Here is an 18,946-nt window from a genome sequence, read left to right as displayed (position 1 = left end):
GGTCAGTTCACCGAAATGGCGCAGTCAAAGGTTTCCACCGGCAACACTTCCGGTGCCCACGGTTGCTGCGAGGTCAGACGCAGGCGCCCGGTGCCGGTGGCGAAAGCCTGGAAGCGCCAGGTCGAGAGACCGGCTGCGCCGACCACACCGGCATCTTCCGGATTGCTGTAGACCTCGGGGCTGAGGGCGCGCAATACGCCGCCGGCAGAATCCTGGATGGCCCAGCGGTAACCGGTAGTCGGGTTGCTCGGGAGCATGACGATCAGGTTTTGCCCGTTGGTCAGCCGTACCGGACATTCGCTCTGTTTTTCCACGGTCACGTTGTGTTTCGGTTGCGTGGCGCAGGCGGCCAGCAGGGCGAAGGACAGGGGGACAAACAGGCGAGTGGGGGACATGGATTCAGTGGCTCCGGTGTTGGCGACGAACGGCGAGCATAACTGAAGATGAGACAAAGTGTGACCAAAGCCGCGCAGGCAAAGGCTGCGCGCTGCTGATTAGCCTGAGACTGGGGAGCGTTTATCCGCTAACGTCGAGTTGCACGTGAATAGCATCGTGATTGCCGTGAAACTCAAGTACGAAACTGATCCGGTATTTCCTGTTGGTGTTGTCCAGCTCGGAATTGAAGGTTCCCCTATAGGCGTACTGCGTTCCTTGTCTGTTGAGGTAGTAAACTTCTACCAGCTTTTCACCCCTCTTGAATTCGTGCTCGCCGTTAGTCGTGGATGGATCAATTGTAAGTTTGATTGCCTGTCCATCTGGAAGGCCCAGTTTCCTGGATCCTTCGATAGTTATGTAGCCTTGTTCGTGCTTGACCTCTATATGGTCGGTTTCGAAGAGTTTTTCGCCGTTTTGTGTAGCCGTAAAATAATCGGAATTATTCGTGGGTGTTGACATCAATGGACTCCCTGAATGACTAAATTCGAGAGAGCAGTCTGAGGGGGGGATGTGGCGACGGGCTACTGTAAGAGTTGACAGGTTTTTATCGTTTTTTGCGATAGGGTTTGTTCGCTTGGTTATTTAGGCCAAGGCATTGCCAATCCGAGGCAATGCCTTGGTTGCATCGGGTTAAAACAAGACTTTCGCCACATCCGAAAACTTCTTGGCGAAATGCACAGTGATGCCTTCCTTCAAGTAATCCGGCAGTTCCTCGAAGTTACCCCGGTTCGGTTCCGGCAGAATCAACTCGAAAATCTTCTGCCGCCGCGCCGCAATCACTTTTTCGCGCACCCCGCCAATCGGCAGTACATGCCCGGTGAGCGTCAGTTCGCCGGTCATCGCCACGCCTTTTTTCGGCGGCTGATTACGGGCGAGGGAGAGCAGGGCGCTGGCCATGGTCACGCCGGCACTCGGGCCGTCTTTCGGCGTGGCGCCTTCCGGCACGTGCAGGTGGACGAACGCCTCGTCGAAGAATTTCGGATCGCCACCGAAGGATTTGAGGTGCGAACTGACGTAGCTGTAGGCGATCTCCGCCGACTCCTTCATGACATCGCCCAGTTGCCCGGTGAGTTTGAAACCACGGTTGAGCGTGTGAATGCGCGTAGCTTCGATCGGCAGGGTCGCGCCGCCCATGCTGGTCCAGGCAAGCCCCGTGATGACACCGGTGCCGGACAGCACTTGCTCGTTGCGAAACACCGGATGGCCGAGAGACGCTTCGAGGTCTTTCGGGCCGAGCTTGATCACGGCTTTCGGCTCGTCGATCAGCTTCATCACCGCTTTGCGCACCAGTTTGCCCATCTGTTTTTCCAGCTGGCGCACACCGGCTTCACGGGCGTAACCGTCGATCAGGGCCTTGAGCGCCGTGTCGCTGATGCTCAGGCTGCCCTTGGACACGCCGGCCTTTTCCAGCAGTTTCGGCCACAGGTGACGCTTGGCAATGGCGACTTTTTCTTCGGTGATGTAGCCCGACAGGCGAATCACTTCCATCCGGTCCAGCAGCGGGCCGGGAATCGAATCCAGGGTGTTGGCGGTGCAGACGAACAGGACTTTCGACAGGTCCATCCGCAGGTCCAGATAGTGGTCGAGGAATTCGACGTTCTGTTCCGGGTCGAGGGTTTCGAGCAGCGCCGAGGCCGGGTCGCCCTGGTAGCTCTGGCCCATCTTGTCGATCTCGTCGAGCATGATCACCGGGTTCATCACTTCGACGTCTTTCAACGCCTGCACCAGTTTGCCCGGCTGCGCGCCGATGTAGGTGCGGCGGTGGCCCTTGATCTCGGCCTCGTCGCGCATACCGCCGAGGCTGAAGCGGTAGAACGGCCGGCCGAGGGATTCGGCGATGGACTTGCCGACGCTGGTTTTACCCACGCCCGGCGGGCCCACCAGCAGCACGATGGAACCGCTGATCTCGCCTTTATAGGCGCCGACGGCGAGGAATTCGAGAATGCGGTCCTTGATGTCGTCGAGGCCGGCGTGGTGTTTGTCGAGCACCTTGCGCGCGTGCTTGAGGTCGAGTTTGTCCTCGCCATACACGCCCCACGGCACCGAGGTCGCCCAGTCGAGGTAGTTGCGGGTGACCGCGTACTCCGGCGATCCGGTTTCGAGGATCGACAGCTTGTTCATCTCTTCTTCGAGGCGCTTCTGCACCTGCGTCGGCAGGACCTTGCCCTCCAGGCGCTGCTCGAACTGTTCGAGGTCGGCGCTGCGGTCGTCCTTGGTCAGGCCGAGTTCCTGCTGGATGACCTTGAGCTGTTCTTTAAGGAAGAACTCGCGCTGATGCTCGCCGATCTTGCGGTTCACTTCGGCGGAGATTTCTTTTTGCAGGCGCGCGACTTCGACTTCCTTGCGCAGCATCGGCAGGACTTTTTCCATGCGCTTGAGCATCGGCACGCAGTCGAGCACTTCCTGCAGTTCATTACCGGTCGCCGACGTGAGGGCGGCGGCGAAATCTGTCAGAGGCGACGGATCGTTGGGGCTGAAGCGGTTGAGGTAGTTCTTCAGCTCTTCGCTGTACAGCGGATTGAGCGGCAGCAGTTCCTTGATCGCGTTGATCAGCGCCATGCCGTAGGCCTTGACCTCGTCGGTCGGCTCGGTGGGCTGGTGCGGGTATTCGACCTCCACCAGATACGGTGGGCGATGGTGTTTGAGCCAGGTCTTGATGCGTACACGGCTCAGGCCCTGGGCGACGAATTGCAGTTTGCCGTTTTCGCGGCTGGCGTGGTGCACCTTGACCAGGGTGCCGTATTGCGGCAATGCCTTGGTGTCGAAGTGGCGCGGGTCTTCCTGGGGCGTGTCCATGAAGAACAGGGCCAGGGAGTGGTGTTCGGATTTGCTGACCAGTTCGAGGGTTTCGGCCCAGGGTTCTTCGTTGACGATGACCGGCAGGACCTGGGCCGGGAAGAACGGGCGGTTGTGGATCGGGATGATGTAGACCTTGTCCGGCAGGTTCTGGCCGGGCAGGGCGAGGCCTTTGCCGGGGACGTGGTGTTCGATGTGTTCGGCGTCGGTTTCGGTGATGTCGTCGGGGTTCTCGGGGAATTCTTGCTGGTCGCTCATGGGGCACCTGCGCAATTGGGTATGGCTGTTAGATGGGGCAGGGTTTGGGTGGTTTCAATGGGGGTGGGTGTTTCTGCTTGTGTGTTCAGGGTTTTGACAGGGTTTTGGGGAGTGGGCTTGGCGGCCTTTGGGCCGACCATGCTCTGGGTGTTTTTTGTGAATATAGGTTGCTTCGGGTGTTGCCGCTGGCGGTTTCGCCCTTACGGCGAGTCCCTTTGGCAAACGCCCCAAAGGAACCAAAGGTCTAGGCCCCAACGTTCGGCACCTCGCTGTGGCTCGGTGTTCCTTCGTTCCGGGATTCATCCGGGGGCATCGCCTCCGGTTTGCTTCGCTGCACCTCCTCTCGATGTGTTCGACTTCGTCGAACGGTCGCTGCGCTCCCACCCCCGGATAAATCCCTCCACTCAGCCTGCCGACGGGGCCAGCACGTCAAAAGCGGTACTTGAGCTAACGCTCATCGTGTTGAGTGGTTAGAGGCAGATTGGTGGTGGTGGTGGTGGTGGTGGTGGTGGTGGTGGTGGTGGTGGTGGTGCGAGGAGGGAGCCGATTGGGGGCTCTAAAACCTGAGTTCGACTCGGTATCTCACGTCGGCGTACCTCTCCGAAACAACGCGGTCAGTCCCCTCTCCCTCCGGGAGAGGGCTAGGGTGAGGGCAGCGTCCTGACTGACTCACCACAAGCCTGACTCCCGCAGAGATCTCATTAGCATTTACGCCGGATATCGACTGACCTCGACATTGTCCAGCACCCGGTTCACCGCCAGCTCGGCCAGCATGATGATTTGCTGAATGGCCAGGATTGTCCGCCGTTGCGGGAGGTCGATGTGTGAGGCGATGTCACTGGTCATGAGGCTGGCCTGTGCCAGTGATTCGCAGGCGTGGACCAGCAGGCTTTCGCTGTCCTGATCGGGTGCGACCTGGAACATGGTGCTGGGTTTATGGAAGCGCAGGGTGGTGGCGTTGGGTTTCAGGTAGTGGTCGAGCGCGCGCTCGGCGGCGTCGTGGAGTTTTTTGGAATCTGGCGATTCGTAGGGCGATGCGTCGTTTGATTCGGGGGGATTGGGTGTTGGTTTTTTCATTTTTTACTCCTCAGGAATTGGACCATTCCTCTAATTGCCGCGACGCAAAAAGAGGGGTGGCAGCTGTACGCGGGTTCGCGGACCGACCTGAGGCATTCGGCATACCCGAAGGTATCCCGCGCACAGCCACCATAAACAAGCACTCGAGGTGCTGCTATTAAGCGGCGGCAATTATGCCTCAGAAGTTGGGCCGCGACGCCCCATCGCTGAATTTGCAGCGACCCCCAAAGCCTATCCACCCCGTTTCCTAGGGACAACCGACGCGACATGTCAGAAACATCCCCTGCAAATACCCTGTCTGTAGGACATACACATCCCGTGTAGGAAAACGCAGCCCACAAAAAAAGGCGACGCCCCTCACAGGGCGTCGCCTTCTTTCTTACTGCCGTTACAACTTATTCCGGCAGTTTGTAAGCAATCACATAGTCACCCATCTTGGTGCCCAGCGAGCCGTGACCACCCACTACGAGCAGGACGTATTGCTTGCCGTCCTTGCCGGTGTAGGTCATCGGAGTCGCTTGACCACCCGCAGGCAGACGCGATTTCCACAGCTCTTTACCCGTGTTCACGTCGTAGGCGCGCAGGTACTGGTCCAGGGTGCCGCTGAGGAAGCCGACGCCGCCGGCAGTCACGATCGAGCCGCCCATGCTTGGCACGCCCAGGGTGAAGCCGATCGGGATTGGCGAGCTGTCGCGGCTGGTGCCGTTTTTGCGTTTCCAGACGACTTTGCCGGTGGTCAGGTCGATACCGGCGACGTAGCCCCAGGCCGGGGCCTGGCACGGTACGCCCAGTGGCGACATGAACGGGTGCATGATCACCGCGTATGGCGCGCCGGTGTTCGGTTGCACGCCAGCGGTTTCGCTCTCGCGTTTGCTGCCGGCCGCGACTTTTTCGCGAGGCACCATTTTCGAGACGAAGGCCATGTAGTTCGGGCTGGTGAACAGCATCTGGCGAACCGGGTCGACCGAGACGCCGCCCCAGTTGAACACGCCGACGTTACCCGGATAGATCAGGCTGCCCTGTTCCGACGGAGGCGTGTATTGGCCTTCGTAGCGCAGTTCCTTGAACTGGATGCGGCACAGCATCTGGTCGAACGGGCTGGCGCCCCACATGGCTTTTTCGGTGAGTTCCGGGGCCAGCAGGTTCAGGTCCGAACGGGCCTGGGTCGGTGCGGTGTGGTCGCCTTTCACGGCGCCTTGCGGAACCGGGATCTCGCGGATCGGGATGATCGGTGTGCCGTCGCGACGGTCGAGTACGTACAGGCTGCCCTGTTTGGTCGGGGCGATCAGCGCAGGCTTGATGCCGTCGGCGGTTTTCATGTCCAGCAGGGTTGGCTGGCTGCCGACGTCCATGTCCCACAGGTCGTGGTGGGTGAACTGGTAGTTCCAGCGCACTTTACCGGTGGCCAGGTCCAGCGCGACGATGCCGGCGCTGAATTTCTCGGCGCCTGGAGTGCGGTCGGCGCCCCATTGGTCCGGTGTCTGGTTGCCCAGTGGCAGGAAGACCATGCCGAGTTTTTCATCGACGCTGGCCAGCGACCACATGTTGGCCGAGTTGCGGCTGTAGGTCTGGCCTGGAGCCAAGGGTTCGGTGGCGTCCGGGTTGTTGCTGTCCCAGTTCCATACCAGATGACCGTCGCGCACGTCGTAGGCGCGGATCACGCCGGACGGCTCGTTGGTCGATTCGTTATCGGTAACGTGACCGCCCATGATCACCAGATCGCGAGTGATCGCGGCTGGCGAGGTGGAGTAGTAGCCACCCGGGGTGAACGGGCCGATGCCTTGAGTCAGGTCGACCACGCCTTTGTTGCCGAAGCCTTCGCAGATTTTGCCGGTGTCGGCGTTCAGTGCGATCAGGCGAGCATCGGCGGTTGGCAGGTACAGGCGACGCGGGCATGCCTGGGCGACGGCTTTGCCGGCCTCGGAGATGACGGCGGACGCAGCGTTTTCAGACTTGGCGTAAGCGGCTTCGTCGTAGTACGACACGCCACGGCAGGTCATGTGGGCGAAGCCCTTGAAGCCGACCGGGCTCTTGATCTGCGGGTCGAAGCGCCACAGTTCCTTGCCGGTGTCCGGGTCCAGCGCCAGCACTTTGCTGTGGGCGGTGCAGGCGTAGAGCATGCCGTTGGCTTTGAGCGGGGTGTTTTCGTTGGTCAGCTCCACCGGGTCATCAGCAGTCGGCAGATCGCCGGTCTGGATGCGCCAGGCTTCTTGCAGCTTGCCGACGTTGGCCGGAGTGATCTGCTTGAGTGGCGAGTAACGGTCACCGAATTCGGTGCGGCCATAGGCCTGCCAGTCGCCGTCCGGCATTTGCGGGGCGGTGCTGGTGGTGTCGGCGGTGTCGCGACCCAGTTCGCCAAAGGTTTCGCCCGGGTGGGTGAACAGGCTGGCCAGGGCGGTGACGCCGGCCAGAATCACGGCCACGGTCAGGCCGCCGGTGCCCATCGGCGCCGGGCCTGCGAGCAGCAGCGGACGACGGAACCATGGCAGCAGCATCACGAAGCCGAGGACGAACCACAGCGCCAGACGCGGCACCAGTTGCCACCAGTCCAGACCGACTTCCCACAGCGCCCAGACGGTGCTGGCAAACAGCACGATGGCGTACAGGCCCAGTGCCGCGCGACGGCGCATCAGCAGCAGCATGCCGGTCAGCGTGATGCCGATACCGGCCAGCAGGTAGTACAGCGAGCCGCCGAGCGTGCTCAGCTTGATTCCCCCGGCCAGCATGGCCAGGCCCATCAGTAGAAGCAGAATGCCGAGCAGGCTCGGAAGCAGACGGCCTCGACTCGAAGCACTTTCGGTGCTCATAGTGTGGTTCTCCGTGACGTTTCAAGTAGTCCCGCGCTGTAGTCACTGTAGATGACGATTGGGCGCGGGCATGGTTCAGATAAAAACTTGTGTAGCTATCGAATTTCCTGTGCAGGACTGAGTCGCCTCCAGGCGGCTCAGTCCTGCATGGGATTAGAACGACGACTGAATCTTGATCCCGCCGATCAGCGCGTCATCGACCTTGTCCACACCGCCCGGATGGCGGATGTATTGCAGGTTCGGGCGCACGGTCAGCCAGTTGGTGACGTGCACGCCGTAATAGAGTTCGGCGCTGTATTCGGTGTCCTGCGGTGGCAGGAAGGACGGATCGTCGTAGTCATAGACGGCACGGGCCTGGTTGGTCGCTTCGGCGTTCTTGCGGTAGGCCGGGTTGACGTGGACGCGGGCCAGGGCGAAACCGATGTCGTCTTTTGCGCGGGCGTCGAACAGGCCTTTGTAGACCACGCCGGCCTGGACGTAGTTGTCGATGGCGTTGGTCTTCTTGTCGTGCATCGTGCCGTTGGCGAACACGCTCAAGCCGCGGGAATTGTCGCTGGCGACGCTGGTGATCTGCTGCTGCACGCCGAGCCACACGCCGTGTTTGCTCGAAGCGCTGCGATAGGCCTCGCCGCTCAGGGCCGCCGGCTGGCCGTTGCTGTCTTTATAGGCGTCGGTGGCCTTGGCGTTGCTGTAGTAGTAACCGGCGCGGTATTCGCCCGGCAGGCCGTTGAGCTTCGGTTTCCACACCAGTTCGATCGGCAGGATCGCGCCCTGGGTGCCGTTGCCGCTGAGCTTGAAGCCGTTGCCGCGGTCAAGGTTCGACGGGTTCTGCTCGTAGGCGCCGATTTGCGCGTACAACTCTGGCGTCAGGTGATATTTGACGCGCAGCGCCCATTGGCTGACCGGCCAGTTGTACCAGATGCCGCCGACCCAGTTGCCGACCTGCGAGCCGCAGAACGCCAGGTTCTGGAAGTCGCACGGGAAGCTGTTGAAGTCTTCGCCTTCACCGAAGCGGCCGACCTTGATGTGGAGCTTCTGATCAAAGAATTTCTGCTGGTACCACATCTGCGTCAGGCGCGTGGTCTGGCCACGACCCCAGACTTCCTGGGCGGAAGTGAAACCGCCGACGCGCGGGTCGTTGATGCGGTCGTTGCTGATGTTGTTGCCACTGCGTTTGGTCACGGTCAGCTGGAATTCGGCATCGTTCCAGCCCAGCAGTTTTTGCAGGTCCAGATGCGTGCCGAGGCCCCATTGATCGCTGTAACGCGCGGTGCGGTCGTGATCGTAGCCGCCGTGCAGATTGCTGCCCATCTCGCCGGTGTAGTCGAGCTTGAAGTCGATACCTTTTGCCGCGAGTTCGCTGCGGGTGCCGTTCCAGTCACCGAGCATCCACGGGGATTCACTGTCGAAGGCCGGGGCGGCCTGGGTGCAGGTGGCGAGGCCAAGAGCGGTGCAGCCACCGAGCAGGCGCAGCGTGGAGATAGCGCTGTCTCGGGAGAACGGAAAATCGGGCATGAATAGGGTCTTTCTTGATCTTTTTGGGGGATAAGCTGGCCGCTACGATTTGACGCAGGCAGTGAAGCGGTTCAGCAGAAGGGCGGCAGGATAATGTCCCGTTACAAAAACACAAAGTGCTTTTGCAGACATGAACCCTTTCGGATTCGGTAACAGTGCGGCAATACAGCGCATTGCGGGCGTTGGCGCAGGCTGCGATCTTCTCCGGTTGGCCTACATTTAACCCAAGGCCTTCCACCCGCCCATGCCCTCGGCTAAGGTGCGCGGCTTCTGCATTTTCACTTCGCCCAAAGGCCCGGCATGAACGACCATAACCCCGATCCGCTGCACGGCGTGACCCTCGAACAGATCCTCAATGCACTGGTGACCCATTACGAATGGTCGGGGCTGGCCGAGCGCATCGACATTCGTTGCTTCAAGAGCGATCCGACCATCAAGTCGAGCCTGACCTTTTTGCGCAAGACGCCATGGGCGCGGGAAAAGGTCGAACGCCTGTACGTGAAGCTGATGCGCACCAAGCGTCCGCTCTGAGATGAACGCCGTATGGCGGCGACGCCTGATCACTTCGGCCGCGGTATTGGGCTGGGCCGGGCTGGGGATTCAGCTGTACCTGATTTTCTTCGCACGCCTGAGCGTCGGCGCCAGTCTGCTGGGCGGGCTGGTGAGTTTCTTCAGTTACTTCACCGTGATCACCAACACGTTGGTGGCGGTGGTGCTGACCTGCGCGGTGACCGATCGCGAATCCGCTGCACGGCGCTGGTTTCTGCAACCCTGGGTCAGCAGCGCGATTGCCGTGAGCATTGCCGTGGTGGGCCTGGCCTACAGCATTCTGCTGCGGCATCTGTGGCACCCGCAGGGCTGGCAGTTTATCGCTGACGAATTGCTCCACGACGTGATGCCGCTGGTGTTCCTGGCCTATTGGTGGCTGTGCGTGCCGAAGGGCACCCTGCGTCTGAAGCATCTGCCGCTGTGGCTGATTTATCCGCTGGTGTACTTCGCCTATGCGCTGCTGCGCGGGCATCTGCTGGGGGCTTACGCCTATCCGTTCATTGACGTGGCGCTGCTGGGGTATCCACAGGTATTCGTCAATGCCGGGGGGATTCTGGCGGGGTTTGTGCTGGTGGCGTTGCTGGTGATGGGAATCGACCGTTGGCAAGGGCGGCGCCAATAGCGCCGCCACTTTTAGTCACTCTTGCTCGGAGCCTTCGGCACGCCAGTAACCGACGGCTTTGACGAACTGCTCATCCAGCCCGTGCTCATCGAGCAGCACCCGGCGGATCTGCCGCGAGACTTTGGTTTCCGTCGCCACCCACGCATACAGATTGCCCTTGGGCACCTGCAATTGTTTGACGGTGGCCAGCAGATTGTCTTTGCCCCCCTCGCGCAAGACCCAGATCACGTTGACCTGAGCCGCGCTTTCCAGGATTTGCTGTTCCTTGCCGTTTTCCACTTCGACCACCACCAGCGCCTTGCGATTGGCCGCCAGGCCTTCGAGGCGGCGGGCGATGGCGGGCAGGGCGGTCTCGTCGCCGATCAGCAGGTAACTGTCGAAGATGTCCGGCACGATCATCGAGCCTCGCGGACCGCCGATGTGCAGGAACTGCCCCGGCTTGGCCTGTTCAGCCCAGGTCGAGGCAGGGCCGTCGCCGTGCAGGACGAAGTCGATGTCCAGTTCAAGCTTGTCGAGGTCGTAGCGGCGCGGGGTGTAGTCGCGCATCGGCGGCATCGGCACGTCGCTCTTGCCGGCACCCAGCACCAGGGTTTCCAGCGCGGCGGCCTGTTCGGCGTTCTGCGGGAACAGCAGTTTGACGTGATCGTCGGTACCGAGGCTGACGAAGCCTGCCAGTTCCGGCCCGCCGAGGGTTATGCGGCGCATGCGCGGGGTCAGGTCGACCACTCGCAACACCTCGAGTCGGCGGCGTTTGATTTCATGCATCACACGGTGGATGCCTTGGGTCTGGACTTCAGTCATTCGGCTTTCTCCGGGGCAGATTGAACGGCGGGGCCGTCGACGATGGCTTTGGCGGTGTCGTTGAGCAGGTCGCGCACTCGCAGGATTTCTTCCGGGCTCCAGCGCCCGTGGTGCATTTGCAGGGCGTGTCGCAGGTTGTGCACCGCTTCATGGATTTCCGGCGGCCGGTCGTGGCCGCGCAATGAGCGCTTGCTGACGTCGATGCGCATGCGCACGCCGTCCAGCGCCACAGCTTGCTCGCCGAGGGACTGGCGGCCGGCTTCGGTGACGCTGTAGCGCTTTTTGCCGCCCTCGGCGTCGCCGGTGATCATTTCGCTTTCTTCGAGAAACGTCAGGGTCGGGTAGATCACGCCGGGGCTGGGGCTGTAGGCGCCGTCGAACATGGTTTCGATCTGGCGGATCAGGTCATAGCCGTGGCACGGCTGTTCAGCGATCAGCGCCAGCAACAGCAATTTCAGATCGCCGGGGGCGAATACCCGCGGGCCGCGACCGCCGCGCTCTCGGCCATGGCGTTTTTCGAAGCCGTCACGGCTGTCACCGTGGTCGCGGTGGGGGGAATGATGGTCTCTCATTTCAGTCTTCTCTCGTCGTATTTAGATACAACTTAAGATATATCTTTTGGTGTGGGCAAGCGGTTTTTTACCGAGCGCGCCTCCGCCCTGACGAGCGGCGTGCAGACCTGGAGGCGCATTTCCCCCATTCGGAAACACCACGAAATATTTGTATCAATGACTAAAAAGTTAAAGTTTAAACTCTATAAGTGATTGAGTAGATGCTCTAGAAAGTGCAATTATCCCCGCATTGGTTAGTTGAAAATGCTGTATGGTTTTTTGTCTGAAACTGTAGGTAGGGTATGACTTACAGCTATTGTTTTGAATGTTGAAAATATTGCGTTTTTTCTTTCTGGCTATGAGCTGTTTTAACTACAAGCTTGTGGGAAGTTGCCTGCTTACATTCCAGAGTGAACAGTCGATCATGCCCCGGCGTTGAAACTCAGGATCAATAAAGCCCTTGTTGGCTTGAATGACTTGAACGTTCAACGCTTCGATCCTTTAAAAGAAAACAGGTAATGACCGATGTTCAAGAAAATCGCTTTCGCTGCTCCGCTGGCTGTTCTGGCTTTGAGCTCTTCCGTGGTCTTCGCCGCCGGTGAGGCACGTCACTCCATCAGCCTGGTGGCACATGTGCCGACCAATGGTTTCTATGTGGTGCCGACGGATGCTGATCTGGTCAACAAGGATCAGGACATGAGCTTCAGCCCGATCACCGGCACCATGAAACCGGTGGAAGGCTTCTTCGATGTGCGCAACAACAACGGTTCGGTTCACGGTTCCCTCGAAGGTGTGCCGAAACTGATCGGCGGTTCGAGCGCTATCGATCTGAAAGTCGAATTCAACGGCAAGGTGCTGACCCAGACTCCGCAAATGGTCGTGGGCGAAGCCGAGTCCGATGTGAACTATCGTGCGCCGTTGCGCATTACCGCTTCCGGCACCGACTTCACTCCGGGGGATTACACCGGCGCGGTCACCATGATGTTCGACGCGGTTCCTCCGATCGGCGGCGCGCTCTAACCCGTGAAGTAACAAAAGCCGGCTGACTGAGGCGAATGCCTGTCAGCCGGACTTTTTCCGTTCGCAATCAGAGTCCGTGTTCATGTTCCCGATGACCCCCATCGCGGCTGCGCTTGCGTTGTTGTTTTGTGTTGGCGCAGTAGCGGCCCCCGAACTTGCCGGTACGACACCGCGTAGTTTGCTCGCGCAGGCCAAAGGTTTGCCGAAAGACTTCGAGGAGCACTTTTTTGATGTCCCTCTGGCCGTCCGGGTCGAGCTTGACCAACAGCCGCTGGGTGAAACGATGATCGTGCTGTCTCGCGATGACCGCCTCACCTTGCTTGAATTTACCGATACCAGCGAAAACCGTTTCGGCGCCGCCGAACGGGAAAAATGGGCGAGCTACCTCAAGCCCGGCGTAGCGCTTGGATCCTGCACCGGTCAATGCCCCGAGCAAATGCTGGCGGTGCATTACAACCTGGAAAACTCTTTGGTTTCCATCCTGACTGAAAATGCCGAGCGCGATACCGAGGCCAAGCGTTTTCACGAGCAGCCGGAACGAGGCAGTACCGGTCTGATCGTGCGCAACCAACTCAATCTGAACGGTGGCCAGGAGCAGGATCTGGGCGGTCGGTTCGGTCTGGAAGCCAGCAGCAGCCTGGGCAACTGGAGCCAGACGTTCAACATGCAGCTGGCCCGTCTCGGAGGCCCCGACGACCAGCTCTACCACGCCGTCTACGAGCTGCACACACAGCGCGAACTGCAAGGCCGTTTTCTGCGGCTGGGCTATTTCACGCCCACTTCGGAAGGCCTGACCCGTCAGCCGCGTTCTTTCGGCACCAGCCCCGATACCACCGTGGGCGTGATGTACGGCAGTTCCGACAGCCTGGCGATCGACTTGCAGAATCCCAGCGTCTACCCGATCTACGTCACCGCCAACCGTCAGGCATCGGTGGAAATCTACCGGGATGGACTGCTGATCAATACCCAGTCGGTGCCCGCCGGATTACAGACCCTGGACACCCGGCCATTGCCCGGTGGCATTTATGAGGTGGAGGTGCGCCTGATCGAAGATGGCCAGACCACCTCGACCACCCAGGAGCTGGTCTACAAGCCGAACAACTGGCGCAACCCCGATGAGCGCTGGCGCTACAACCTGTTTGCCGGTCAGGAGACCAAGTTGCTCAGCAACTGGGACAAGCAGGCCAGCGGTGATGCCACGGCCGGCGCTTCGCTCAACTACTTGCTGCACCCACGGGTCATCCTCGGGATGTCGGCGCGCCAGGTTCGGGAGAAACTGCAGTACGGCACTTCTATCGACTGGACTCTGGCCAGCAGCACCAGTGTGTACGCCAACTTCTACCAGACCGAAGACCACGGCACCGGCCTCGACCTGCAGGGCCTGTACAACTACGGCGCCGGCAGCCTGGTGATCAGCCACAACCGCAGCTGGCTGGACACCACCGATCTTTACGACACCTTGCCGGATGGCACGCGCATTCGTCAGCGCAATGTGTTCGTCGGGCAGACCAGCAACTCTTCGCTGGCGCTCAATCACCGTATCAGCCGCAACAGCTCGCTCAACGCCCGAGTGTCTCACAGTGAAGGCAATGTCGAGGGCGTCGGCGTTGACCTGGGCTGGACCCAACGCACCACCGTGTTCGGCAGTGATTCGAACTGGCGGTTGTCCGTGTTTGATCGCCCCGGCAGTTTTAGCAGCGGCGATGCGCGCAACCGGGGCGTTGACCTGAGTCTCAACGTGGCGCTGGGCGGCCCTGGCCAGCAGGTTTCCGGCAGCATCGGCACGCGCACGGCCCGCGATGGCAGCCGCGACAACAACGCCTCCCTTGGTTACCGCAAGACCCTTGAAAACCACGTACTGCAAAGCGTGGCGGGCACCGTGATCACCGACACTTACGGAGTCGGCTTGAACGGTCAGGCGTATTTCAGCACCGACACGATCAATGGCGATGGTTTCCTCCAGCGCTCGTCCTATAACGGTAATTACACCGGCGGCCTGAACCTCGACAGCACGGTCGCGATCGGCGCACAGCAGATCGTGATGACCAGCCAGCATCAGGGGAGGGGGGCGGGAATGATCGTGGATGTCGAGTCCGATATCGACGGCATCGCCCTGCGCGCCGATGACTTGAGCGGTGGCAGTGCGGCCTTGCGGCCGGGTCGCAACTTTATTCCCCTCACGGCTTACAAGAACAGCTCTGTGAGCTTCGACTTCGAAGGCAATGATGTGCCGGCAGCGTCCATCGAGCCGACGCGCACCCGTTATCACCTGAACAAGGGCGGCGTGGAGTACAGGAAGATACGTGTGATGAAAACCCTGACCGTGCTGGGCCGCCTGCTCGATCCTCACGGGCGTCCGCTCAAGGGGCACCACGTCATCAATCACGCCAGCCGTGGAGTGAGCGAAGTGGATGGATTCTTCTCCATGGAGATGAATGCAGGTTCACCGACCCTCGAAGTCCGCTACGCCGATCAATTGCTGTGCCAGTTCCGCCTCGATCCTGAACAGGGGCGGGTGGAAAACAACGTGCTGATGATCGGGGATCTGCGGTGCAGCCCCGACACCCTCGCCGATGCCACGTTCACTGATCAGAAGGCGGGCTGAACCATGAAGACAACAGCATATTGGCTGGGCTTGTCAGCGGTGCTGGGCATGTCGGGGGTGCAGGCGGCGAGTCAGGAAATCCGGGCACTGTTCCAGCCTGATTCGTCGCAACCCCACAAAAACGTGTTCATTAACAAGACGCCGAACAGCGGTTATTGCGCGAGCTATCCGGCTCAGTGCGCGGATAACAACATGTTCAGTATTCAGGTGCCGATTCGCTTCAGCACCGTCAGCCCGTTGTTTGCCAATAACGGCGTGTGGGTAAAAGCGCCCTCCGAGTGGCGTCAGTTGAATGTGACCAATCATGAGACTCAGGAATCGAGCGTCGTTGAAGTGCGCATCAGTGGTATCGGGTCCAGGTTCCAACTGAGCAAACCGGTCACCGAACTGACGGGGCAGTCCGATGTGCTCGAGGGGCATCGAAAGTTGTGGACCGGCAACTCCTGGGTATACGCACCGCCGCCTTGCGAGTACAGCGGCGTTGGCTTTTTCAGTCCTACCACCTACCAGTTTTTCTGGAAAACACCCCAGCCGGGAATGTGCATCAAGACGGCCGCATTCGATGTCGGGCACATGTCGTTCGAATACCTCGATATTGCCTATGAGTTACGCACGCCGAATCCCTTGAACATGTCTTCCGGGCTGTACACCGGATCGCTGACCTACAGTGTCGGCCGGGGCAGTGCCGACTTCACCATGGGACCGTTCCTGGGGGCGGATGACGGCAGCCTGACGCTGGATTTTGTGCTGGATGTGCAGCACACGCTGAAAGTGGATCTGCCACCGGGTGGCAACCGGATCACGCTGCAGCCCGAAGGCGGGTGGCAGCGTTGGTTGAATTCGGGGCAGGTCCCGCAACGGCTGTTCAGTGACCAAACCTTCCATATATCCGCCAGTTCCAGATTCAAGATGTACCTGGAGTGCGGCTCCGGAACGGTAACGGCCTGTGGATTATGGAATGAGGGGACCAGTTACGGCACACCGATCATCGTCAGTGTGACCCTGCCCAACGGTTTGACCGACACCAGTGGACGGCCAGTCAAGCGACAGGAACTGTTCCCGCAGGAGTCGAGGGCCATCGTTTTTCAACCGGGAATCTATGTCGATCGCAAGCCCGGAACCCTGCATTTCGAAATCGACAAGGCTAACACCGAACGAATACTCAAGGCTGATCGTGGAAACAGGTATTCCAGTACGGTCGTGGTGATTTGGGATTCGGAAATCTGATCGAGTCACTGTACTCAAATCGAGGTTCTGCTAATGAAACAACTCGTTGCTCTGCTGGTGGCAGGTCTGCTTTTCCAAAGTGCCTACGCCGGCCCGAACATCAATATCGGAGTGGTCTACGACTATCTGGCCGGCGATAAAAGTACCTATCTGAAACGGGTATACAACAGCGGTGACAGCACGGCGTTCGTCAAGATCAATGTGCTGGAAATCATTTACAACGCCGATGGCACGTCTTCCGAAGTGCCGGTCAAGGTGCAGGCCGATGCCAGTGCCCGGGATGGCCTGATGGCCAGCCCCGCCCGTTTGATCATCCCGGCCCAGGGCATGCAGGGCACCCGGTTGCTGTTCATGGGCGAGCGCGACAGGGAGCGTTATTTCCGGGTGCGCTTCATACCGGTAGTGCCGGAAAAGGAGGACGAGTTCGCGGTCTCTCATGAAGAACGGGAAGATTACAAAAAGACCCTGACCGCCGGCGTAAACGTGATGGCGGGGTTCGGCACGATCTTCTTCGTGCGTCCGGCCGACGCGCGATTCGACAGTGTGATCGAAGACCGTGCCGGCACTTACAAAGTGCGTAACAACGGCAACACAGTGGTCGTGATCGACGAGTTCAAGAGTTGTTCGAAAACCGACGAGACCGATTGCGAGCCGACCACCAAGCACCATGTCATGGCCGGTAAGTCATTTGAATTCGAAAAGCGGCCGGGGCGTGATTACCGCTTCATCCTCGTCGAAGGCGACGCAAAGAAAAACCTGCGGGTCGCCGGGTGACAGCGCTCGCCGGCGTGCGCGAACGTGTTCATTCATGCAAGTAACGGGTATCGGAAAATGATCAGACAGTGGATCGCTCTGACATCGGCCAGCGGGCTGGCGTTGACGAGCGCCTGGACGTTTGCCGCGCGCGAGGAAATCGAATTCTTCGTTTCGGTGGACATTCCTGCGTTGAATTTCTATGTCATTCCCAGCGAGCCGGACTGGATACATCGCGAGCAGCGGCTGCACTGGAATGTGAACACCTCGACGCTGGGCACACTGCGGCGCAACTTTGATGTGAAACACGACAGCAGTGCCATAGAAGCGCGCCTGGAAGGCTTTCCGTACCTGACCAATGGCCGGGACTCTCGGGAAAACATCAACTTGCGTGTGACTTTCAACGGCAGGGAGCTCACCCACAATCCCGTTCCGTTGCAAGTGGTGTCGGCCGAAGACGCGAGGGCCGGGGTGCGTGTGCCGCTGGAGATCGAACCGAGGGAGCAGGCAGGAGGCTATAAACCGGGGGATTACTACGGCACCGTCAATATCATTTTCAACGCGGCAGCTCCGGCGGGCTGACCGAAGACCACCCCCCATGAATTCACCACGGCTTTCAGTGCAAGGAAGGGTCAATGGATTTCAGCTTTGGAACAGTCAGGACGTTCGGTAAAGGTTGGTTGTTCATGCAAGTGCTCGCCGGAGTGTTCTCGTCTCCGGCGCAGGCGGTCACGCAGGAGATACGAGCCAGCTTCGTTCCCGATTCCGCCAATCCGCACAACAATCAGTTCATCAACCAGACCCCGCAAAGCGGCTATTGCGCCAACTACGTCAACGATTGCAAGACGTACAACCTGTCCGGTCTCAGGTTGCCCCTGCGTTTTGCCGCCATCCATCCCATCGAGCCTGGCGCGCCGGCACGTGCCGGGGCGACGCTCAAGGCACCGGCGCAGTGGCGAAGCCTGAATGTCTCGAATGTGGTGACAGGGGAGTCGCATTCCATGGAGATCCGGATCGGCGCGCTCGGGTCACAGTATGTCCTGAGTGACACCGCGGCCAATCTGACGGGGGCATCCGGTGATCAGGAAGGGCATAACCGATTGTGGATCGGAGGCTCATGGGGAGGGGCGCCGGGGGCCTGTCAGAGCGGCGCGATGGCCAGTCTGGGACCTGACAGTTACACCTTTTTCTGGCGGACACCGAACGAGTCGGCCTGCAGCAAGGGCGCCGCCTTCACGATTCCGTGGATGTCCTACGACTATCTGGACGTGGGCTATGAGTTGCGTACTCCCGACCCTTTGGCCATGTCGTCGGGGCTTTACACGGGCGAACTGATTTATTCCATCGCGCCGGGCGGCGACTTTGACATGGGCGACAACATGCTGCCGGACAATTCGAGCCTGACCTTTCGCTTTGTCCTGGATGTCCAGCATGTGCTCAAGGTCGCCCTGCCGCCCGGCGGCAACAGGATCGAACTGGTGCCGCAGGGAGGCTGGCAGGCGTGGCTGCAGGAAGGACGCCGGCCGGCACGCCTGTTCCGGGATCAGACCTTCAACATTTCGGCCTCTTCGAAATTCAAGATGTTCTTCGAGTGCGAGCATGGCGGAATCGGTGCCTGTGCCCTGCGCGATACCGAAAGCGGCTCGACATTTCCCCAGGTCTACATGAGCGTCAGCCTGCCCCACGGCATCACGGACATGGCGGGCCAACCGGTCAAACACCGTCCTCTGACAGATGATGCGCAAGGGACGGTCTTTCAACCGGGGTATTTTCTGGATCGGGCGCCCGGCACGCTGCACTTCGAAATACCGGCGTTCTATCTTGAGCAGATGTTGCAGCCCGGTCGGGCCAGGCGGTATGCCGGCAACGTCACCGTGATCTGGGATTCGGAAGTGTAGGCCTGGCCACCGTTGTACCGTGAAGGCAATCG

Annotated in this window: 16 protein-coding genes; 8 read left to right on the top strand and 8 right to left on the bottom strand. The window is 60.0% G+C overall.

Annotation, left to right across the window (positions count from 1 at the left end; genetic code table 11):
• Nucleotides 1-2 precede the first annotated feature (2 nt).
• From C6Y56_RS22935 to C6Y56_RS22910, 6 genes are all read right to left on the bottom strand, one after another.
• On the bottom strand, nt 3-395 hold the full coding sequence (locus C6Y56_RS22935; RefSeq protein ID WP_169431761.1) for a protease inhibitor I42 family protein: 393 nt from the start codon (nt 393-395) through the stop codon (nt 3-5).
• Between the two features lie 121 nt (nt 396-516).
• On the bottom strand, nt 517-894 hold the full coding sequence (locus C6Y56_RS22930; RefSeq protein ID WP_169431760.1) for a hypothetical protein: 378 nt from the start codon (nt 892-894) through the stop codon (nt 517-519).
• Between the two features lie 171 nt (nt 895-1,065).
• Nucleotides 1,066-3,489, bottom strand: coding sequence for an endopeptidase La (lon, locus tag C6Y56_RS22925; RefSeq protein ID WP_243433436.1), 2,424 nt, complete (start codon nt 3,487-3,489; stop codon nt 1,066-1,068).
• Between the two features lie 708 nt (nt 3,490-4,197).
• Complete coding sequence (locus C6Y56_RS22920; RefSeq protein WP_169431759.1) at nt 4,198-4,566, bottom strand: DUF6124 family protein; 369 nt, start codon at nt 4,564-4,566, stop codon at nt 4,198-4,200.
• Between the two features lie 395 nt (nt 4,567-4,961).
• Nucleotides 4,962-7,373: a glucose/quinate/shikimate family membrane-bound PQQ-dependent dehydrogenase gene (locus tag C6Y56_RS22915; protein ID WP_169431758.1), complete on the bottom strand. Its 2,412-nt coding sequence runs from the start codon at nt 7,371-7,373 to the stop codon at nt 4,962-4,964.
• Nucleotides 7,374-7,526: 153 nt separating this feature from the next.
• Nucleotides 7,527-8,888: a carbohydrate porin gene (locus tag C6Y56_RS22910; RefSeq protein ID WP_169431757.1), complete on the bottom strand. Its 1,362-nt coding sequence runs from the start codon at nt 8,886-8,888 to the stop codon at nt 7,527-7,529.
• A 300-nt stretch (nt 8,889-9,188) separates the two neighbouring features.
• On the opposite strand from C6Y56_RS22910, the gene C6Y56_RS22905 reads away from it, so the two are divergent.
• Both C6Y56_RS22905 and C6Y56_RS22900 read left to right on the top strand, forming a co-directional pair.
• Nucleotides 9,189-9,419: a VF530 family DNA-binding protein gene (locus tag C6Y56_RS22905; protein ID WP_007956650.1), complete on the top strand. Its 231-nt coding sequence runs from the start codon at nt 9,189-9,191 to the stop codon at nt 9,417-9,419.
• 1 nt (nt 9,420) lies between these two features.
• Complete coding sequence (locus tag C6Y56_RS22900; protein ID WP_169431756.1) at nt 9,421-10,059, top strand: Pr6Pr family membrane protein; 639 nt, start codon at nt 9,421-9,423, stop codon at nt 10,057-10,059.
• 15 nt (nt 10,060-10,074) lie between these two features.
• On the opposite strand, the gene C6Y56_RS22895 is transcribed toward C6Y56_RS22900, so the two are convergent.
• Together C6Y56_RS22895 and C6Y56_RS22890 are read right to left on the bottom strand one after the other, a co-directional pair.
• Entirely contained in the window at nt 10,075-10,860 is a 786-nt protein-coding gene (locus C6Y56_RS22895) for a siderophore-interacting protein (RefSeq protein ID WP_169431755.1), read from the bottom strand.
• Nucleotides 10,857-11,432, bottom strand: coding sequence for a PadR family transcriptional regulator (locus tag C6Y56_RS22890; protein WP_169431754.1), 576 nt, complete (start codon nt 11,430-11,432; stop codon nt 10,857-10,859). Before C6Y56_RS22890 ends, C6Y56_RS22895 begins: the two co-directional genes overlap by 4 nt.
• A gap of 504 nt (nt 11,433-11,936) precedes the next feature.
• On the opposite strand from C6Y56_RS22890, the gene C6Y56_RS22885 reads away from it, so the two are divergent.
• From C6Y56_RS22885 to C6Y56_RS22860, 6 genes are all read left to right on the top strand, one after another.
• Nucleotides 11,937-12,431 carry a CS1 type fimbrial major subunit gene (locus C6Y56_RS22885; RefSeq protein WP_169431753.1) on the top strand — a complete coding sequence of 165 codons (495 nt, stop codon included), beginning with the start codon at nt 11,937-11,939 and terminating at the stop codon, nt 12,429-12,431.
• An 82-nt stretch (nt 12,432-12,513) separates the two neighbouring features.
• Nucleotides 12,514-15,036, top strand: coding sequence for a TcfC E-set like domain-containing protein (locus C6Y56_RS22880; protein ID WP_169431752.1), 2,523 nt, complete (start codon nt 12,514-12,516; stop codon nt 15,034-15,036).
• Nucleotides 15,037-15,039: 3 nt separating this feature from the next.
• The gene (locus C6Y56_RS22875; protein ID WP_169431751.1) at nt 15,040-16,263 is read left to right on the top strand and encodes a hypothetical protein; all 1,224 of its coding nucleotides are present in this window, start codon (nt 15,040-15,042) and stop codon (nt 16,261-16,263) included.
• Nucleotides 16,264-16,296: 33 nt separating this feature from the next.
• A complete protein-coding gene (locus C6Y56_RS22870; protein ID WP_169431750.1) occupies nt 16,297-17,037 on the top strand; it encodes a molecular chaperone in 741 nt (246 codons plus the stop codon).
• Nucleotides 17,038-17,094: 57 nt separating this feature from the next.
• Complete coding sequence (locus C6Y56_RS22865) at nt 17,095-17,598, top strand: CS1 type fimbrial major subunit (RefSeq protein WP_169432696.1); 504 nt, start codon at nt 17,095-17,097, stop codon at nt 17,596-17,598.
• A 53-nt stretch (nt 17,599-17,651) separates the two neighbouring features.
• Nucleotides 17,652-18,914, top strand: coding sequence for a hypothetical protein (locus tag C6Y56_RS22860; protein WP_249314335.1), 1,263 nt, complete (start codon nt 17,652-17,654; stop codon nt 18,912-18,914).
• Nucleotides 18,915-18,946: the final 32 nt, after the last annotated feature.

It is taken from the genome of Pseudomonas fluorescens (assembly GCF_012974785.1).
In the GTDB taxonomy this organism is placed as follows: domain Bacteria; phylum Pseudomonadota; class Gammaproteobacteria; order Pseudomonadales; family Pseudomonadaceae; genus Aquipseudomonas; species Aquipseudomonas fluorescens_BT.
Note: the sequence above shows the minus strand (reverse complement) of the source record. Positions and strands in the feature narration are given on the sequence as shown.

Excerpts from the sequence above, each read along its gene's own strand:
- C6Y56_RS22910 (WP_169431757.1), bottom strand. The coding sequence starts at position 8,888 with ATGCCCGATTTTCCGTTCTCCCGAGACAGCGCTATCTCCACGCTGCGC.
- C6Y56_RS22875 (WP_169431751.1), top strand. The coding sequence starts at position 15,040 with ATGAAGACAACAGCATATTGGCTGGGCTTGTCAGCGGTGCTGGGCATG.
- C6Y56_RS22905 (WP_007956650.1), top strand. The coding sequence starts at position 9,189 with ATGAACGACCATAACCCCGATCCGCTGCACGGCGTGACCCTCGAACAG.
- lon (WP_243433436.1), bottom strand. The coding sequence starts at position 3,489 with ATGAGCGACCAGCAAGAATTCCCCGAGAACCCCGACGACATCACCGAA.
- C6Y56_RS22930 (WP_169431760.1), bottom strand. The coding sequence starts at position 894 with ATGTCAACACCCACGAATAATTCCGATTATTTTACGGCTACACAAAAC.
- C6Y56_RS22900 (WP_169431756.1), top strand. The coding sequence starts at position 9,421 with ATGAACGCCGTATGGCGGCGACGCCTGATCACTTCGGCCGCGGTATTG.
- C6Y56_RS22870 (WP_169431750.1), top strand. The coding sequence starts at position 16,297 with ATGAAACAACTCGTTGCTCTGCTGGTGGCAGGTCTGCTTTTCCAAAGT.
- C6Y56_RS22895 (WP_169431755.1), bottom strand. The coding sequence starts at position 10,860 with ATGACTGAAGTCCAGACCCAAGGCATCCACCGTGTGATGCATGAAATC.
- C6Y56_RS22865 (WP_169432696.1), top strand. The coding sequence starts at position 17,095 with ATGATCAGACAGTGGATCGCTCTGACATCGGCCAGCGGGCTGGCGTTG.
- C6Y56_RS22890 (WP_169431754.1), bottom strand. The coding sequence starts at position 11,432 with ATGAGAGACCATCATTCCCCCCACCGCGACCACGGTGACAGCCGTGAC.
- C6Y56_RS22935 (WP_169431761.1), bottom strand. The coding sequence starts at position 395 with ATGTCCCCCACTCGCCTGTTTGTCCCCCTGTCCTTCGCCCTGCTGGCC.
- C6Y56_RS22920 (WP_169431759.1), bottom strand. The coding sequence starts at position 4,566 with ATGAAAAAACCAACACCCAATCCCCCCGAATCAAACGACGCATCGCCC.
- C6Y56_RS22880 (WP_169431752.1), top strand. The coding sequence starts at position 12,514 with ATGTTCCCGATGACCCCCATCGCGGCTGCGCTTGCGTTGTTGTTTTGT.
- C6Y56_RS22915 (WP_169431758.1), bottom strand. The coding sequence starts at position 7,373 with ATGAGCACCGAAAGTGCTTCGAGTCGAGGCCGTCTGCTTCCGAGCCTG.
- C6Y56_RS22860 (WP_249314335.1), top strand. The coding sequence starts at position 17,652 with ATGGATTTCAGCTTTGGAACAGTCAGGACGTTCGGTAAAGGTTGGTTG.
- C6Y56_RS22885 (WP_169431753.1), top strand. The coding sequence starts at position 11,937 with ATGTTCAAGAAAATCGCTTTCGCTGCTCCGCTGGCTGTTCTGGCTTTG.